At 72.5% G+C, this 14,764-nt stretch carries 14 protein-coding genes; 4 read left to right on the top strand and 10 right to left on the bottom strand.

All coding sequences use genetic code 11. The features are described from left to right. The 4 genes from AOJ26_RS37730 to AOJ26_RS37715 form a co-directional block, all read right to left on the bottom strand. A partial coding sequence (locus AOJ26_RS37730) for a SpoIIE family protein phosphatase (protein WP_053852861.1) occupies positions 1 to 2,354 on the bottom strand: 2,354 nt, incomplete at its 3' end. Positions 2,355 to 2,557: 203 nt separating this feature from the next. After that, the gene (locus AOJ26_RS37725; protein WP_053852860.1) at positions 2,558 to 2,860 is read right to left on the bottom strand and encodes an SCO5918 family protein; all 303 of its coding nucleotides are present in this window, start codon (positions 2,858 to 2,860) and stop codon (positions 2,558 to 2,560) included. A gap of 123 nt (positions 2,861 to 2,983) precedes the next feature. Continuing rightward, a complete protein-coding gene (locus AOJ26_RS37720) occupies positions 2,984 to 4,414 on the bottom strand; it encodes a DEAD/DEAH box helicase (RefSeq protein WP_053852859.1) in 1,431 nt (476 codons plus the stop codon). Between the two features lie 238 nt (positions 4,415 to 4,652). Beyond that, positions 4,653 to 4,856: a cold-shock protein gene (locus AOJ26_RS37715; protein ID WP_007383480.1), complete on the bottom strand. Its 204-nt coding sequence runs from the start codon at positions 4,854 to 4,856 to the stop codon at positions 4,653 to 4,655. A 722-nt stretch (positions 4,857 to 5,578) separates the two neighbouring features. Here AOJ26_RS37715 and AOJ26_RS37710 point away from each other — a divergent pair. Beyond that, on the top strand, positions 5,579 to 6,898 hold the full coding sequence (locus AOJ26_RS37710; RefSeq protein ID WP_179200413.1) for a phosphatase PAP2 family protein: 1,320 nt from the start codon (positions 5,579 to 5,581) through the stop codon (positions 6,896 to 6,898). Positions 6,899 to 6,917: 19 nt separating this feature from the next. On the opposite strand, the gene AOJ26_RS37705 is transcribed toward AOJ26_RS37710, so the two are convergent. Further along, positions 6,918 to 8,288 carry a helix-turn-helix domain-containing protein gene (locus AOJ26_RS37705; protein ID WP_053852857.1) on the bottom strand — a complete coding sequence of 457 codons (1,371 nt, stop codon included), beginning with the start codon at positions 8,286 to 8,288 and terminating at the stop codon, positions 6,918 to 6,920. Between the two features lie 188 nt (positions 8,289 to 8,476). Between AOJ26_RS37705 and AOJ26_RS37700 the strand changes: the two genes are divergently transcribed. Continuing rightward, positions 8,477 to 9,217, top strand: a complete 741-nt coding sequence (locus AOJ26_RS37700) for a DUF4232 domain-containing protein (RefSeq protein WP_053852856.1) — start codon at positions 8,477 to 8,479, stop codon at positions 9,215 to 9,217. Positions 9,218 to 9,221: 4 nt separating this feature from the next. Here the strand turns inward: AOJ26_RS37700 and AOJ26_RS37695 are convergent, their stop codons facing one another. The 5 genes from AOJ26_RS37695 to AOJ26_RS37675 form a co-directional block, all read right to left on the bottom strand. Continuing rightward, positions 9,222 to 9,572, bottom strand: a complete 351-nt coding sequence (locus tag AOJ26_RS37695; RefSeq protein ID WP_053852855.1) for a MerR family transcriptional regulator — start codon at positions 9,570 to 9,572, stop codon at positions 9,222 to 9,224. 462 nt (positions 9,573 to 10,034) lie between these two features. Next, positions 10,035 to 10,271 carry a CBS domain-containing protein gene (locus tag AOJ26_RS37690; RefSeq protein WP_053852854.1) on the bottom strand — a complete coding sequence of 79 codons (237 nt, stop codon included), beginning with the start codon at positions 10,269 to 10,271 and terminating at the stop codon, positions 10,035 to 10,037. 53 nt (positions 10,272 to 10,324) lie between these two features. Continuing rightward, complete coding sequence (locus AOJ26_RS37685; protein ID WP_179200427.1) at positions 10,325 to 11,797, bottom strand: DEAD/DEAH box helicase; 1,473 nt, start codon at positions 11,795 to 11,797, stop codon at positions 10,325 to 10,327. A 199-nt stretch (positions 11,798 to 11,996) separates the two neighbouring features. Beyond that, the gene (locus AOJ26_RS37680) at positions 11,997 to 12,200 is read right to left on the bottom strand and encodes a cold-shock protein (protein ID WP_028799214.1); all 204 of its coding nucleotides are present in this window, start codon (positions 12,198 to 12,200) and stop codon (positions 11,997 to 11,999) included. 370 nt (positions 12,201 to 12,570) lie between these two features. Then, positions 12,571 to 13,239 (bottom strand): TetR/AcrR family transcriptional regulator, encoded by a 669-nt coding sequence (locus AOJ26_RS37675; protein ID WP_053852853.1) that lies wholly within the window; start codon positions 13,237 to 13,239, stop codon positions 12,571 to 12,573. A gap of 117 nt (positions 13,240 to 13,356) precedes the next feature. Here AOJ26_RS37675 and AOJ26_RS37670 point away from each other — a divergent pair, with 117 nt between their 5' ends. Together AOJ26_RS37670 and AOJ26_RS37665 are read left to right on the top strand one after the other, a co-directional pair. Further along, positions 13,357 to 14,391, top strand: coding sequence for a medium chain dehydrogenase/reductase family protein (locus AOJ26_RS37670; RefSeq protein ID WP_053852852.1), 1,035 nt, complete (start codon positions 13,357 to 13,359; stop codon positions 14,389 to 14,391). A 46-nt stretch (positions 14,392 to 14,437) separates the two neighbouring features. Beyond that, positions 14,438 to 14,764: SRPBCC family protein (locus AOJ26_RS37665; protein WP_199828914.1), on the top strand; the 327-nt coding region annotated here is incomplete at its 3' end.

Below are 14,764 nucleotides of genomic sequence, written 5' to 3'. Positions count from 1 at the left end.
ACCAGCAGCAGCCCCCGCCCGCCCTCGTCGAAGACCCGCGCCCGGCGCAGGTGCGGAGCCGTACTGCTGCCGTCGGAGACCTCGCAGATCAGCGCCGAGTCCCGGATCAGCCGCAGGACGACGGGGTCGTCGCCGTAGCGGACGGCGTTGGTGACGAGCTCGCTGACGACGAGTTCCGTCGCGAAGGACGCCTCCCCGAGTCCCCACGCCGTGACCTGTTCGCTCGCCGCCTTCCGCGCCCGTGCCACCGCCGCCGGATCCCGCTGGAGGTTCCAGGTGCGGACCTGCGCCGCGTCCAGCGCCGAGGTGCGGGCCAGCATCAGGACGATGTCGTCGGCGGGGCGGGCCGGGAGGACCGTCCGCAGGACCTGGTCGCAGGTCTCCTCCAGCGGGCCCGACTTGTCGGCGAGGGCCCCGCGCAGCAGGTTCAGGCCGACCTCGATGTCGCGGTCGGCGGCCTCCACGAGACCGTCGGTGTAGAGCGCGAGCAGGCTGCCCTCCGCCAGCTCCACCTCGACGGACTCGAAGGGCAGGCCGCCGAGGCCGAGGGGCGGGCCGGTCGGGAGGTGCAGGAAGCGGACCTCGCCGCCGGGGGTGACCACGGCCGGTGGCGGGTGGCCGGCGCGGGCCATCGTGCAGCGGCGCGAGACCGGGTCGTAGACGGCGTACAGGCAGGTGGCCCCCACCTCGCCGGGTGTGGAAGCCTCCGCGGCCCCGTCGCGGGTGTCCGGGCCCTCCTCCCGGTCGAGCCGGACGACCAAGTCGTCGAGCTGGGTGAGGAGTTCGTCGGGGGCGAGGTCCACGTCCGCGAGGGTGCGTACGGCCGTGCGCAGGCGGCCCATCGTCGCCGAGGCGTGGATGCCGTGGCCCACCACGTCGCCCACGACCAGGGCGACCCGGGCGCCGGACAGCGGGATGACGTCGAACCAGTCGCCGCCCACGTCCGCGCCGGAGCCCGCCGGGAGATACCGGTACGCCACGTCCATGGCCGCGAGGCGCGGCGGCCGCTCGGGCAGCAGACTGCGCTGGAGGGTGAGCGCGGTCCGGCGCTCGTGGGTGTAGCGGCGGGCGTTGTCCACGCTCACCGCGGCCCTCGCGACGATCTCCTCCGCGAGCAGCAGGTCGTCGTCGCTGAAGGGCTCGGCCGTACGGTGCCGCAGGAAGTGCACCAGGCCCAGGGTGACCCCGCGGGCGCGCAGTGGCACCATCATCACCGAGTGGATCATGTACTTGGCCACGGACTCGGCACGGGCCCGGGAGGAGTCGACCCACTCCCGCATCCCCGGGTCCCAGGTCTCCGGCCGGGTGCCGCGGCCGGCGATCAGGGCCAGCATCGGGGGCGTGCCCACCGGGTAGAACGTCTGCTCACCGGTCGGCACCACCGACTCCGGGCAGCCGTCGAGGACGGACCGCTGGGCCGTACGGCGTACCGTGACCGACCGGTCCGGCGGCACGGGTTCCGGTTCCTCGCCGAGGGCGACCGACTCCAGCAGGTCCACGGTGACGAAGTCCGCGAAGCCGGTCACGGCCACCTCGGCCAGTTCCTCTGCGGTCCGGGTCACGTCGAGGGTGCTGCCGATGCGGAGGCTGGCGTCGTTGAGGACGGCGAGGCGGCGGCGGGCCCAGTACTGCTCGGTGGTGTCGAAGACGGCCGCGGACATGCCCCGCACCGCTCCGCTCCCGTCCTTCAGCGGGGAGAGGAACATCGACCAGGCGTGGCCCCGGACCTCGCCGGGGGCCTGTCCGTAGTTCTCGTGGAAGATCGGCTCACCGGTGCGCAGCACCTGCCGCTGGAGGCGGTCGTACAGGTCGAAGGGCGGGTTCGGTTCGATCTCCCACAGGGTCAGCCCGCGCATCTCGGCCACGCTGCGGCCCATCACCCGGGTCATGACCTCGTTGGCGGACACCAGCCGGGCGTCGGTGTCGTAGACCGCCACCGGCACGGGCAGCTGCGCGAGCGTGAGGTCCCACAGGGCCTCCGCGTCCGGTTCGACGGGGCCGGCCATGTGCTCGGGGGCGGCGGCGGTCACCAGCCACGGCCGCGCGCCGTCGCCGTCCGCGAGCGGTGTCGCCTTCAGCCGTACGACGACCCGGCCGCCGGCCCGGTGCCGCAGCGCGACCTCGGTGGCCCAGCTCCGGCCCTGGGCGACGTGGCGGCGCGCGGACCCCGGCAGGTCGGCGGCGAGCAGTCCGGCCGCCGGCCGTCCCACGATCTCTTCGGCCTCGTATCCGAGGAGCCGGTGCGCCCCGGCGCTCCACGCCGTGATCGTCCCGCCGGCGTCGACGACGACCGCGAGGTCCTCGGGTACGCGTCCCTCCACGGTGCCTCCGGGTGTGCCGCCCCTGCTGTCCATGCTCCCAGCGTCGCGCCGCGCGGCTTCCCGCTCAAGCGATGACGGACGGAGACAGGTGGGACACGGCGGCGCCGCCGTGAGGAGCCGCAGTCTCGCACGAGGGGACGGCGGCCGGGAACGGAACGCGATGATCCCGGGCGCCGCACGGCGGCGAGTCGCGCGGGGGAGGGTCCGCGGCCGCCGTGCCGGGCGCCCGGGTGACGTCAGCCCAGCGGGGTGTCGGCCCAGGGGAGGGACGCGGCCGGGTCGTTGAAGGCCTCCTGGCGGGGCGGCTGGACCTCGTGGCAGGTGAAGCCGAGCCGGGTCAGGGCCCGGCCCACCTCACTGGCGGTGAAGTCACGGCGGTCCTGGCGGGTGATCACCTGGCCGACCTGCTTGACCGGGTAGACGTGGGGGCCGACGGTCACGCACAGGCCGGTGGCGGGTTCGGGCTGGACGCCGTCCATCGACCTCTCGACCTCGCTCATGGTCAGGTCGAAGGGAAAACGTGCGATGACGATGCGCATGGTGCCTCCACGGGGGGCGGTCGGGACGTGACGGTGAGAACGGCCAGGGAGCGGCCCTGTTCGTCTCCTTCTCGACGGGGACACCGGCGGCGCGGCCGCCGGGCCCGTCAGTCGGTCGTACGGCTATCGGCTGGTGGGGGTGGAGCGGCGGCGGCCCCGCGCGGAGCGGCTGCTGCGGTTGCGTCCCGCGGCCCCGGAGCGCTTCGGTGCCTCGGCGGGCGCGGGAGCGGGGAGGACGACGGGCACGCCGGAGGGGGTGCGGGCGCCGGTGATGCGGTTCAGCTCGGCCTCGCCCGGGCGGACCCGGGTGATCCGTGCGGTGACGCCGGCGTCGGTCATCAGACGGTCCACCGAGCGCCGCTGGTGCGGCAGGACCAGCGTGACGACGGTGCCGGACTCGCCGGCGCGTGCGGTACGGCCGCCGCGGTGCAGGTAGTCCTTGTGGTCCGCGGGCGGGTCGAAGTTGACGACGAGGTCGACGTCGTCCACGTGGATGCCGCGGGCCGCGACGTTGGTGGCCACCAGGACGGTCACCTGGCCGTCCTTGAACTGGCCGAGGGTGCGGGTGCGCTGCGGCTGCGACTTGCCGCCGTGCAGCGCCGAGGCCCGCACGCCGACCGACAGCAGGTGCTTGGCGAGGCGCTCGGCCGCGTGCTTGGTGTCCAGGAACATGATCACGCGGCCGTCGCGGGCGGCGATCTCGGTGGCGGTGGCGTGCTTGTCGTCGTCCCGGACGTGCAGGAGGTGGTGGTCCATCGTGGTGACGGTGCCCGCGGACGGGTCGACCGAGTGGACGACGGGGTCGTGCAGGTAGTTCCGCACCAGCCGGTCGATGTTGCGGTCGAGCGTCGCCGAGAACAGCATCCGCTGGCCGTCCGGGCGCACCTGGTCGAGCAGGGCGGTGACCTGGGGCATGAAGCCCATGTCGGTCATCTGGTCGGCCTCGTCGAGCACGGTCATGCCGACCTGGCTCAGGTTGCAGTCGCCGCGCTCGATGAGGTCCTTGAGCCGGCCGGGGGTGGCCACGAGGACCTCGGCTCCGGCCCGCAGCGCGGACGCCTGCCGGCCGATCGACATGCCGCCGACGACGGTGGCCGCGCGCAGCCGCAGCGCCCGCGCGTAGGGGGTGAGCGCGTCGGTGACCTGCTGGGCCAGTTCGCGGGTCGGCACGAGGACCAGGGCGAGCGGGTGCCGGGGCTCGGCGCGCTGTCCGTCCAGGCGGGCCAGCAGCGGCAGGCCGAAGGCGAGGGTCTTGCCCGAGCCGGTGCGGCCGCGGCCGAGGACGTCACGGCCGGCCAGCGAGTTCGGCAGGGTCGCCGCCTGGATGGGGAACGGCGTGGTCACACCCTCGGCGAGGAGCGCGGCCTGCAGGCGCTCGGGCAGGTCGAGGTCGGTGAACGCCTCCACCGCGGGCAGGGCCTCGGTGACGGTGGTGGGGAGGGTGAACTCGCCGCGGGGTGCGGCGGCCGGGCGGGAGCGCTGGTGGCTCGCGCCGCGGGAGCGGTGGCGGGACGTGCTGTTCCCGTTGGTCCCGGTACGGCGGGTGCGGTTCATGGGAGGGAACCCTTCCTCGATGCGTGCGGCACGTGTCGAGGAATTCCTCCGGGGCGCGGCGAAACCGCACGAGAATTCGCAAGAAAGAGCCGGGGAGAAACGAAGAAAATCAGATTCTTCGGACTGTCAGATTCTTGGGTGCCGACAGGTTCATCGACCTGCCGGATTCTTCCGGGGCAATGGGACAGGGCCCGCACCCCAAGAGTGCGGGCCCCAGCCGTGAAGATACGCGTCAGCGTCAGGCGGGAACGATGTTCTCGGCCTGCGGGCCCTTCTGGCCCTGCGTGACGTCGAAGGTAACCTTCTGGCCTTCCTGAAGCTCGCGGAAGCCGGAGGTGGCGATGTTCGAGTAGTGCGCGAACACGTCGGCGCCGCCGCCGTCCTGCTCGATGAAGCCGAAGCCCTTTTCCGCGTTGAACCACTTCACGGTGCCAGATGCCATATTGAATCTCCCTAGGGGGCAGTGCCGGGACCCGCACTGTACGGACCCGAGTCGCCGCGATGGACTCCCCTCCGGAAGACCCGGAAAGACGCCGGAGAACTTCAGAATTCTCCGGAAACCAAAACTGCAACTTTTATCACGGTAACACACGGTAGGTGGGCGGCTCTACGGCGTCCCGAATTCTGGTGGCGACCGGCCCGAAAACTTCGCCGCGTCCCGCACGCGATTCTGTCGCGGCGGTGACAGTTATTCGTCCGGACGGTCGGCGCGCCCCCTCGTTCTGTGCGGTGGGCCGCCTCCATGGACCGTCCCGGTCGACGAGCGCGCGGGCCCGGACGGCGCGGCGCGGCGCCGATGGCGACCCTCGGACCCTGAGGTCGACGTATCCGAAAATGTGGTGCCACGAGACCAGACTTTCGCACCCGGTCCAAGGCCGACGAGAGGCGCCCCGACGCCCACAGTGATCCGCCACACGTGTGGTCACCCGGACCGCGCCGGCCCGCGGCTCCTCGGTGACCGGTGGGCGGTGTTCGATTAGCGCCGCGATGTCATACCCTGCATCTTCGGTGAGCCGGGCTTCTCAGGGGGGACACAGGAACCCGGACCGCGATCGTTCCCTCTTCCTCAGTCGGGCGGGCGGTTCTCTGACGAGCATCTAGTGAAACTGGCTGGAATTGATACAAATGCCACCGCGGATGGGTTCGCGGGCGAGACTCTGGGCCGTGGCGGCCGTCGTGGCCCTCGGGTTCTTCGTCGCGATGGAGTGCCTCGCGCACCACTACGGTCTGCCCGGACCGCTCGGCACCCAGGCGCGGGAGTTCGTCAGCCCGCCCAAGTCGGGCCCCCTGCTGTACGCGGGGCTGGCCCTGACGATGGTGGTGCTGACCTGGCGGCAGCGGTTCGTCGCGCTCGGCGCCGCGCTCGGCATCGACCTCGTCCTCGCGGTGGTCCGGTGGGTCTGCGACATCGAGGTGACCCACGGCCACCCCTTCGGCAACGGCGCGCTGTGGGTGATCGTGGGCTGCGCGGTCGTCGCCCTCACCCGCCGCACCGGCCCGGAACGCGTCCTGCTGCTGAAGGGCGTCGGCCTGGGCCTGCTGCTGGTGGCCGGCCGCAAGACCGGTGACTCCTGGCTCCTCATCACCTCGAAGTCCCGGCACCTGGTCCTCGACCCGTACCTGGCGAACGCCGACCACGCCCTGGGCAATCCCTCGTGGCTGATGGGGCGGCTGGTCACGGCCACCGGAGCGGTCGGCTTCAACTTCCTCGACACCATCTACGGCCAGCTCGCGGTGGCCGCGGTGGTCGTCGCGCTGTACCAACTGCGTCACGTGGCGGCGGAGCGCCGCTTCCCCCGCCACCACCTCGTGCGCACGTTCCTGCTGATCGGCCTGCTCGGACCGGGCATCTACATGATCTTCCCGGTGGTCGGCCCGGTCTTCGCCTACGGCACCGGCACCGACCACTGGGCGTCGATCGCCCTGTGGTCGCCGCAGATACCGAGCGACGGGCACTGGGCGGTGGCGGACCTGTGGCCCCAGACCCCGCCGCCGATATCCGCGCCGCACGCCATCCCGTTCGACGGCGTCACCCCGCGCAACTGCATGCCCAGCCTGCACACCGCATGGGCCACCGCGATCTTCATCCACTCCCGCAAGGGCCCCCGCCTCCTGCGGTACGCGGGTACCTTCTGGCTGATCGCCACCCTCTGCGCCACGCTGGGCTTCGGCTACCACTACGGGGTGGACCTCGTCGCCGGGGTGGTGTTCACCCTCACCATCGAGGCGGGAGTGCGTTCGTTCGACCGCGGCTGGGACCGGTCCGGGCTGCGGCTGACGGCCTACGGCACGGCGGTCTTCGTCGCGCTGCTGGTGTCGTACCGCTTCCTGCCGGTGCGGATGGCCGAGTACCCCTGGCTGGCCGGCCCGCTGCTCCTGCTGGCGATGGGCTCGGTGATCTACGGCTATCTGCGGACCGTCACCCGCTGGGAACCGGCGACCGAGCCGGAACGCGCGCCGCAGCCGCAACCCGAACTGCTGTGAACGGCGGCGGAGGCCCGGATCAGCCGCCGACCCGCTCGATCCACTCGCCGCCGCCCAGCGGATAGTCGTAGCCGGGGCGGCCCACGTCGGCGCTGGTGCGGAACGGCCGGCCCGCGTCGTCGATGTGGAGGGTGCCGCTGCGGCCGCCGCTGGACCAGTCCAGGCTGAGGTCCCAGCGCACGTCGTGCGCCTTGGTGTGGGCGCTGATGTAGAAGACCTCCGGGTCGGACTCGCTCACCTTGTACGGGAAGTCGCGCTGGCCGTTCTTCACGGTGACGGTGGGGCTGCCGTTGTCCAGGTCGATGTCGAACGACTTGGTGCCGACCCCGCCTCCGCAGCCGACGCCCATCGAGTAGTCGTTCCAGGCGAGCGGCGCGCCCTTGGTGAGGAAGCGGACGTGCAGGGCGTTCAGTACGACGGTCTCGGCACCGGTGCCCTGGACGGTGAGCGCGATCCGCTGCTCGCCCGAGGAGACCGCCCCGTAGGCGCCGGCCCAGCGCCGCGCGTCCTGCTCGGTGGCCGGCGGCCCGACCTGCTCGGGCTCGCTGTCGACGAGGAAGTGCTGGCTGCACGGGTCCTCGTAGACGTAGGGGCGGACGCCGACGGTGAGCGGGACCGTGTCGGTGGCGCCGCCGGTGGACCGGGCCGCGCCCGGCTCGCCGCCGCCCTGGGAGGTGCCGGCTCCGGCGTGCCCGGAAGCGGCGGTCGCGGTCGGGGAGGCGGTGGCCGACGCGGACGGGCTGTGTCCGCCGCCGTCGGCGGACGGGGCGGCGGAAGGCCGGCCGGCGGCTCCGGCGTCCGGGGCGCCGGTGGACGTCGGCGCGGTGGTGTCCCCGGCCCCGACGATCGTCGGGCTCAGGGCGAACGCGACGGCGCCCAGCGCGGAGGCCACGGCGACGGCGGCGATCAGGGCGCTGCGGCGACGGCGGAGCCAGGAGGGGTGGTGGGGCGGAGAACCCGTGGGCTCACCGCCGTCCTCGGGGGCCTCGGTCCGGTGCGTCCCCTCCGTGCTCTCCGGGGCCTCCGCGCTCTCCGGGGCCTCCGTGCTCGCCGGACGGTCCGGGTCCTCCGTACCGTCCGCACCGGTCCCGCCCGCAGGGGCCTGCGCCGCGGGCTGGTCCGGCCTGCGCCCCCGTTCGGCGTCCGCGAGGATCCAGTGCCGGTGCAGCTCCACCAGCTCCTGCGGGGTGGCCCGGCAGACCCGGGCGAGGCGCTCCACCGGTGCGTACTCGACCGGCACGGCGGTGCCGTTGCAGTAGCGGTGCAGCGTCGACGTACTCATGTGCAGACGCTTGGCGAGCGTCCCGTAACTCAGTCCCGACCGGTCCTTGAGTTCCCGCAGCCGACGCGCGAACGCCTCCGTCCGCTCGGTCCCCGTTGCCCCTGACACCCGTTCCCCTCAACCCCGCGCATCCCGGTCACGCATTCCAGGGTGAGCGCGTTCCCCCTGGTCACAGCCCATTTCGGCGTTCCAGCGTCCCCAACTGTCCGCTGCCCGTGGCGGCCGGGACGGATCACCTCACAAGCTTCGGTCATCCAATCACCACCGCCACCCGAACTCCGAAGGGGCACAGCACCATGTCCAAGACCTCCCGCGCCCGTCTCCTCACCGCCGCCGCGTCCACCGTCCTCGCCGCGCTCTCGCTGACCGCGTGCAACGACGGGACGGGCACCCAGGACGAGGGCCGCGCGGCCGGCACGAGCCCTTCCGCCACGGCCTCTTCCCCGGGCGCGGCCCCGGACTCCCCGGCCCCCTCGACCACCACGGACCAGTCGGCCTCGACGGGCTCCACCGGCTCCTCGGCCACCACGGGCTCCTCCGGCACCGGGTCCGGGGGCGGCGGCGGGACGTCCACCGCGCGTACCCCCGTGAGCAAGGCACCCGCCGGGAAGCCGGTCACCTGCGAGGGCTCCGTCACCAGGACGGTCGCCGCGCCGCTGACCCGTCCCGTGAACCACATGCTGCTCACGGTCACCAACACCGGCAGCAAGACCTGCTACCTGTACGGCTACCCGGCGGTCCGCTTCGGCGAGGCCCAGTCCGTGCCGCCGGTCATCGAGGCCTCGCAGCCGCAGGCGGTCGTCACGCTCGCGCCGGGCGAGTCCGGCTACGCCTCCGTGAACCTGTCCGCCACCGACGGCAGCGCCGCGAACGGCCACACCGTCAAGTCCCTGGCCGTCTACTTCCACGGCCGCTCCGGCAGCGAGAGCGTCGGCACCGGCGCCCGCCCGTCACTGCCCGCGAAGGGCGTCTACGTCGACGACTCGCTGGCGGTCACGTACTGGCAGCAGTCGATGGACGACGCCGTGAGCTGGTGACACCTCAGCTGGCGCGGGACTCCGGACCATCGGCGCCCGCCTTCGCGGCACGGCGGTACTCGGCGTTGATGCGCTGTGCCTCCTCCAGCTGGTCCTCGAGGATGACGATGCGGCAGGCGGCCTCGATCGGGGTCCCCCGGTCGACGAGCTCACGGGCACGGGCGGCGATCCGCAGCTGGTAGCGGGAGTACCGGCGGTGTCCGCCCTCCGAGCGCAGAGGCGTGATCAGCCGGGCCTCGCCGATGGCCCGGAGGAAGCCCGGGGTGGTGCCGAGCATCTCCGCGGCACGGCCCATCGTGTACGCGGGGTAGTCGTCGTCGTCCAGGCGATCGCCGAGTGGGTTATCTGCTGCCATGTCACCTCGTTGTGCAACGCGTCGAGGGGCCCCGATGCCGTACGGCACCAGGGCCCCGAAGGGAATTCAACACCATCTGTCGGCCCTCATGCTGTGCCGACCTTCTGTTTCCGCTACCCGGCCCGATGACGGGCGGGGTGCGGGGATCGCGGCTGCGTGACCGGGGACCACCATCCAATCCGGGGTCTTGCGGTACCCGGGCCGAGAACATCGGGCCGGGCGATCCTGATGGCGTCTGCTCCTCCGTCCTTGCTCTGAACCTCGTCTACGAGAAAAACAGTAACCCCGTCAGGAGCCAATGTCTACTCTGACAAGAGCAGATTTTGGTGTTCGAGGGACGCAGGGATTTTCGCTCCCGGGCACACGACGAAGGGGCCCCGCCGACGCGCGTCGGCGGGGCCCCTTCGGGCTGGGCGGGCGGACCGCAAGGCGGCCGCGGGGGTACGGATCAGCGGGCGGGGCTCACACGACGTCCCGCAGCCGGAGCCGGTCCGTGTAGGCGGCACTGTCCCGGAGGACGGCGAGCCCGGCCAGGGTGACCAGGCCCGTGCGCTGCTCGTCCCCGTCGCACAGGACGAGGTGGTCGACACGGGCACCGGCCATGAGGGACAGGGCCACCTCGACCGTCATGTCGTCACTGACCCGGGGTCCGGACCCCGGCCGGTCGAGGACCGCGTGCTGCGTCCGGGTCGGCGTCATGGGTGCCTCCTGCTGGAAAGGGGGGTGGGTGCGGGGGCCGGCGGCACTGCCGCCTAGGCGGCGGAGTCGTAGCCGGTCCGTCGTGGTGCGCCGCGGCGTGCCGCCTCGCCCGCGGGGCGGCCCTGGCCCGCCTGGCCCCTACGGCCGCGACGGCCCCGGGACGGGGACGGGGACGAGGAGGACGCGCGGCGCGGACGTTCCGCCTGCGGGGCGGTGATGACGACCGGGACGCCGGACGGGGCCTGGGCCCCGGTGATGCGGCTCAACTCCGCCTCGCCGGAACGCACCTGGGCGATCCGGGGACTGATGCCCGCCGCGGCCATCAGCCGGCTCATGCCGCGGCGCTGGGCCGGGGTCACCAGGGTGACGACGCTCCCGGACTCGCCGGCGCGTGCGGTACGGCCGCCGCGATGCAGGTAGTCCTTGTGGTCGGTGGGCGGATCGACGTTGACGACCAGGTCGAGGTTGTCGACATGGATGCCGCGGGCCGCCACGTTGGTCGCCACCAGCACGGTCACGTGCCCGGTCCTGAACTGGGCGAGGGTGCGCGTGCGCTGGGGCTGGGACTTGCCGCCGTGCAGGGCCGCGGCGCGGACGCCGCTGCTCAGCAGGTGCTTGGTCAGCCGGTCTACGGCGTGCTTGGTGTCCAGGAACATGATCACGCGGCCGTCGCGGGCGGCGATCTCGGTGGTCGTCCGGTGCTTGTCCGCGTCGTGCACGTGCAGGACGTGGTGCTCCATCGTGGTGACCGCGCCGGCGGAGGGGTCGACCGAGTGGACGACGGGGTCGTGCAGGTAGGTGCGCACCAGCCGGTCGACGTTGCGGTCCAGGGTGGCCGAGAACAGCATGCGCTGCCCGTCGGGGCGTACCTGGTCGAGCAGGGCGGTGACCTGGGGCATGAAGCCCATGTCGGCCATCTGGTCGGCTTCGTCCAGGACGGTGGTCGCCACCTCGTCCAGTCGGCAGTCGCCCCGGTCGATGAGGTCCTTGAGCCGGCCCGGCGTCGCGACGACCACCTCGGCCCCGGCGCGCAGCGCACCGGCCTGCCTGCCCAGCGACATGCCGCCGACGACGGTGGCCAGCCGCAGGTTCACGGAGCGGGCGTAGGGGGTGAGGGCCTCGGTGACCTGCTGGGCGAGCTCGCGGGTGGGGACGAGGACGAGGGCCAGCGGCTGCCGCGGCTCGGCACGGCGTCCGGCCGTACGGGCCAGGGTGGCGAGGCCGAAGGCGAGCGTCTTGCCCGAGCCGGTGCGGCCGCGGCCGAGGACGTCACGGCCGGCCAGGGAGTTCGGCAGGGTCGCCGCCTGGATCGGGAACGGCACGGTCACGCCCTCGTGGCCCAGCGTGGCCAGCAGCCCCGCCGGCATGGCGAGGTCGGCGAACGTCTCGACCGCGGGCAGCGCGGGTGTGATCGTCCTGGGCGGTGCGAACTCACCCGAGACGGTCTGCCGGTTTCCGTGGGGCCCGGAAGCGCGGCGGGGACCGCCGGAGCGGCCTCGGGCGGAATAAGAGCGTGTGCGGTTCATGCGAGAGAAACCTTCCTTGATGCGGCACGTGTCAAGGAAGTCCCGCAGCCGGTGAGCGGCGCAGAGAATCGCGAGAACGAGCCGGAGGCGATGTGCCTGAAATGCAGGGCCCGAAAAATGCCCTGAAAAAACCGCGAGCTGGGGCCCGCACCCCAAGGTGCGGGCCCCAGCTGTGAAAAGATGCGCGGCGGTGCCGGGATCAGGCCGGGACGATGTTCTCGGCCGTCGGGCCCTTCTGGCCCTGCGCGATGTCGAACGACACCTTCTGGCCTTCCAGCAGCTCACGGAAGCCCTGGGTGGCGATGTTGGAGTAGTGGGCGAAGACGTCGGCGCCGCCGCCGTCCTGCTCGATGAAGCCGAAGCCCTTTTCCGCGTTGAACCACTTCACGGTGCCGGTAGCCATGTCATATCTCCTTCGGAGGCGGTTTCGGAACGCACCCTGCGTGCATTCCGTGTCGCCGTGCTGATTAGCCCGTCGGAAATGAACCTTGTGGCAACCACACCTGCAACTGAGATCGACAGTAGCACGGGGTCATCGGCCCTGCGTGGGCGATGATTTTTGATTCGGCCGACGTTCGGGGAATACGTTTCGCGTCCCGGCCCTGTTTCTCATTTTGCCGGCACAGATATTGCGGTCCCTCGGGCGTGACCTACCTCCCGTGCGGGCCCTGCGCACCCCTGTGACCTCCCATGACGGCTGTTCCGCCGCCGTCACGGGCGTCGGTGGGCGGCGCGGCAGTGGAGGCCCCGGAAATCCGCCGGCACGACGAACGTCACATCGTGGCGTCGTCCGCCGGACCGGTCAGCTCGTCCAGCTCGGCGGCGTAGTACCGCGCGGGGTCGAAGCCCATGCCGGTGAAGTGGCCGGCGAGCTCCAGGGACAGGGTGCCGTGCAGCCGGGTCCAGAAGGTGAGGGCCCGGTGGAGGACCGCGGTGGGGGCGGGATGGCCGCCCGCCCAGTGCCGGTGCTCGTCGAGGTGGGCGTCGAACGCAGTCTCCCGGCCGCTCGGCGGCAGCCCGGTGAAGGCGTCGAGGAGCGCCGCCATGATCTCGGACGCGATCGCGGTGATGTCGTCGGGCGCGTGGTAGCCGGGGACGGGGGTGCCGTAGATGAGGAAGTAGCGGTGGGGGTCCGCGAGGGCCCAGGTCCGCAGGGCTTCGGCCAGCACGGTCACGTCGGCGCCGGGCCGGGCGGAGACCGTGCGGAAGGTGTCGGCGAGGCTCCGGTACGCGTCCCTGACGAGTTCGGTGATCAGTTCGTCGCGCCCCGCGTAGTACCGGTACAGCGCGGGTCCGCTCATGCCGAGCTGCTTGGCGATCGCGTTGAGGGAGAGCGCGGACGCGCCCGCGGTGGCGATCTGCTCCCACGCGCGTTCCTTGATCTCCGTGCGCACCTGGGCGCGGTAGCGCTCGCGCGGGGTCTTCGCTTCCGATTTCACCATGGTTAGAGGCTATCACTGAAGTTATTGACACTTCCCCACGCGTGCAGTTATAACTTCTAACGAACGCGAGGCCGAGTAACCGGCCGCGTGCAGCCAGCCGTCCGTGTGGAGGTCGTCATGAACACCGAAGAACTCGTCGAGGTCGTTCTGCCGGGCAAGGTCGAGCCCGAGGGGCTGGAGCTCCGGCACGGCACCGTCCCCGCCGCGGGCCCGGGCCAGGTCGTGGTGCGGATGGAGGCCACCGGCGTCTCCTTCGCCGAGCAGCAGATGCGGCGCGGTCGCTATTACGACCAGCCGCCTTTCCCCTTCGTCCCCGGCTACGACCTCGTCGGCACGGTGCTGACGACCGGCGAGGGCGTCGATCCGCACCTGGCCGGCACCCGGGTCGCCGCCCTGGTCAAGGTCGGCGCCTGGGCCAGCCATGTGCTGGTCGACGCCGCGGACGTGGTGCCGGTGCCCGACGGGATCGGCGCGGCGGAGGCCGAGACCCTGGTCGTCAACGGCGTCACCGCCTGGCAGATGCTGCACCGCAAGGCCCGCGTCCGCGCCGGGCAGACCGTCGTCGTGCACGGCGCCAACGGCGGTGTCGGTTCGGTCCTGGTCCAGCTCGCCCTGGCAGCGGGCGCCCAGGTGATCGGTACGGCCTCCCCGCGCCACCACGACACCCTCCGGGAGCGGGGAGTCGTCCCGGTCGACTACCGCGCCGACGACCTCGCGGCACGGATCCGCGAACTCGCCCCGCGCGAGGGCGTCCACGCCGTCTTCGACCACGTCGGCGGGCGCGGCATCGTCGACTCCTGGCGCCTGCTCGCCCCCGGCGGCACGCTCGTGTCGTACGGCACCGCCGCCACCCGTGACGCCGAGGGCTCCAAGCAGTGGCCGGTGCTCAAGCTCCTCGGCCGGGTGTGGCTGTGGAACGCCCTGCCCAACCGCCGCCGCGCCCTCTTCTTCAACGTGTGGGCCGGCAGGGCCCTGTCCAGGAACCGCTTCCGGGCCCGTCTGCGCGCCGACCTCACCCAGGTCTTCGCCGCCCTCCAGCGCGGCGAGGTCACCGCGCAGATCGCCGCCCGGCTGCCGCTCGCCCGCGTCGCCGACGCCCTGCGGCTGGCCGAGTCCGGCACCGTCGCCGGCAAGGTCGTCCTCCACCCGTAGCGAGCAGACCCGGACCCCGACCGACCGTCACCACGAGAGGAACACCATGTCCCGCATCTCCCGCCCCCGCGCGCTCGCGGTCTCGCTCGCCGTCACCGGCGTCCTCACGAGCGCCGTCCCGGTCGCGCAGGCGGCCCACCACGGGGAACCGTCCCGGTGCGGCGGCCGTGGCGTCGACGCCGACGCCCGCATCCGCTACACGTCCGACGTGCTGGTCAAGGCGCCGCTGAGCACCGTCTGGAAGCTCCAGACCGACGTCGAACGCTGGCCGTCCTGGCAGCCCCCGGTCCTCACGGCCGAACGGCTCGACCCGGGCCGGCTCGCGAAGGGGTCGCGGTTCCGCTGGACGACCCCCGCGCCCGCCACCCCGGGT

This window comes from Streptomyces sp. NRRL B-24085, from assembly GCF_001282115.1.
In the GTDB taxonomy this organism is placed as follows: domain Bacteria; phylum Actinomycetota; class Actinomycetes; order Streptomycetales; family Streptomycetaceae; genus Streptomyces.
Note: the sequence above shows the minus strand (reverse complement) of the source record. Positions and strands in the feature narration are given on the sequence as shown.

Coding starts and splice junctions, on each gene's coding strand:
- AOJ26_RS37715 (WP_007383480.1), bottom strand. CDS start 4,856: ATGGCATCTGGCACCGTGAAGTGGTTCAACGCGGAAAAGGGCTTCGGC.
- AOJ26_RS37720 (WP_053852859.1), bottom strand. CDS start 4,414: ATGAACCGCACCCGCCGTACCGGGACCAACGGGAACAGCACGTCCCGC.
- AOJ26_RS37680 (WP_028799214.1), bottom strand. CDS start 12,200: ATGGCTACCGGCACCGTGAAGTGGTTCAACGCGGAAAAGGGCTTCGGC.
- AOJ26_RS37675 (WP_053852853.1), bottom strand. CDS start 13,239: ATGGTGAAATCGGAAGCGAAGACCCCGCGCGAGCGCTACCGCGCCCAG.
- AOJ26_RS37695 (WP_053852855.1), bottom strand. CDS start 9,572: ATGGCAGCAGATAACCCACTCGGCGATCGCCTGGACGACGACGACTAC.
- AOJ26_RS37685 (WP_179200427.1), bottom strand. CDS start 11,797: ATGAACCGCACACGCTCTTATTCCGCCCGAGGCCGCTCCGGCGGTCCC.
- AOJ26_RS37725 (WP_053852860.1), bottom strand. CDS start 2,860: ATGCGCATCGTCATCGCACGTTTTCCCTTCGACCTGACCATGAGCGAG.
- AOJ26_RS37670 (WP_053852852.1), top strand. CDS start 13,357: ATGAACACCGAAGAACTCGTCGAGGTCGTTCTGCCGGGCAAGGTCGAG.
- AOJ26_RS37690 (WP_053852854.1), bottom strand. CDS start 10,271: ATGACGCCGACCCGGACGCAGCACGCGGTCCTCGACCGGCCGGGGTCC.
- AOJ26_RS37700 (WP_053852856.1), top strand. CDS start 8,477: ATGTCCAAGACCTCCCGCGCCCGTCTCCTCACCGCCGCCGCGTCCACC.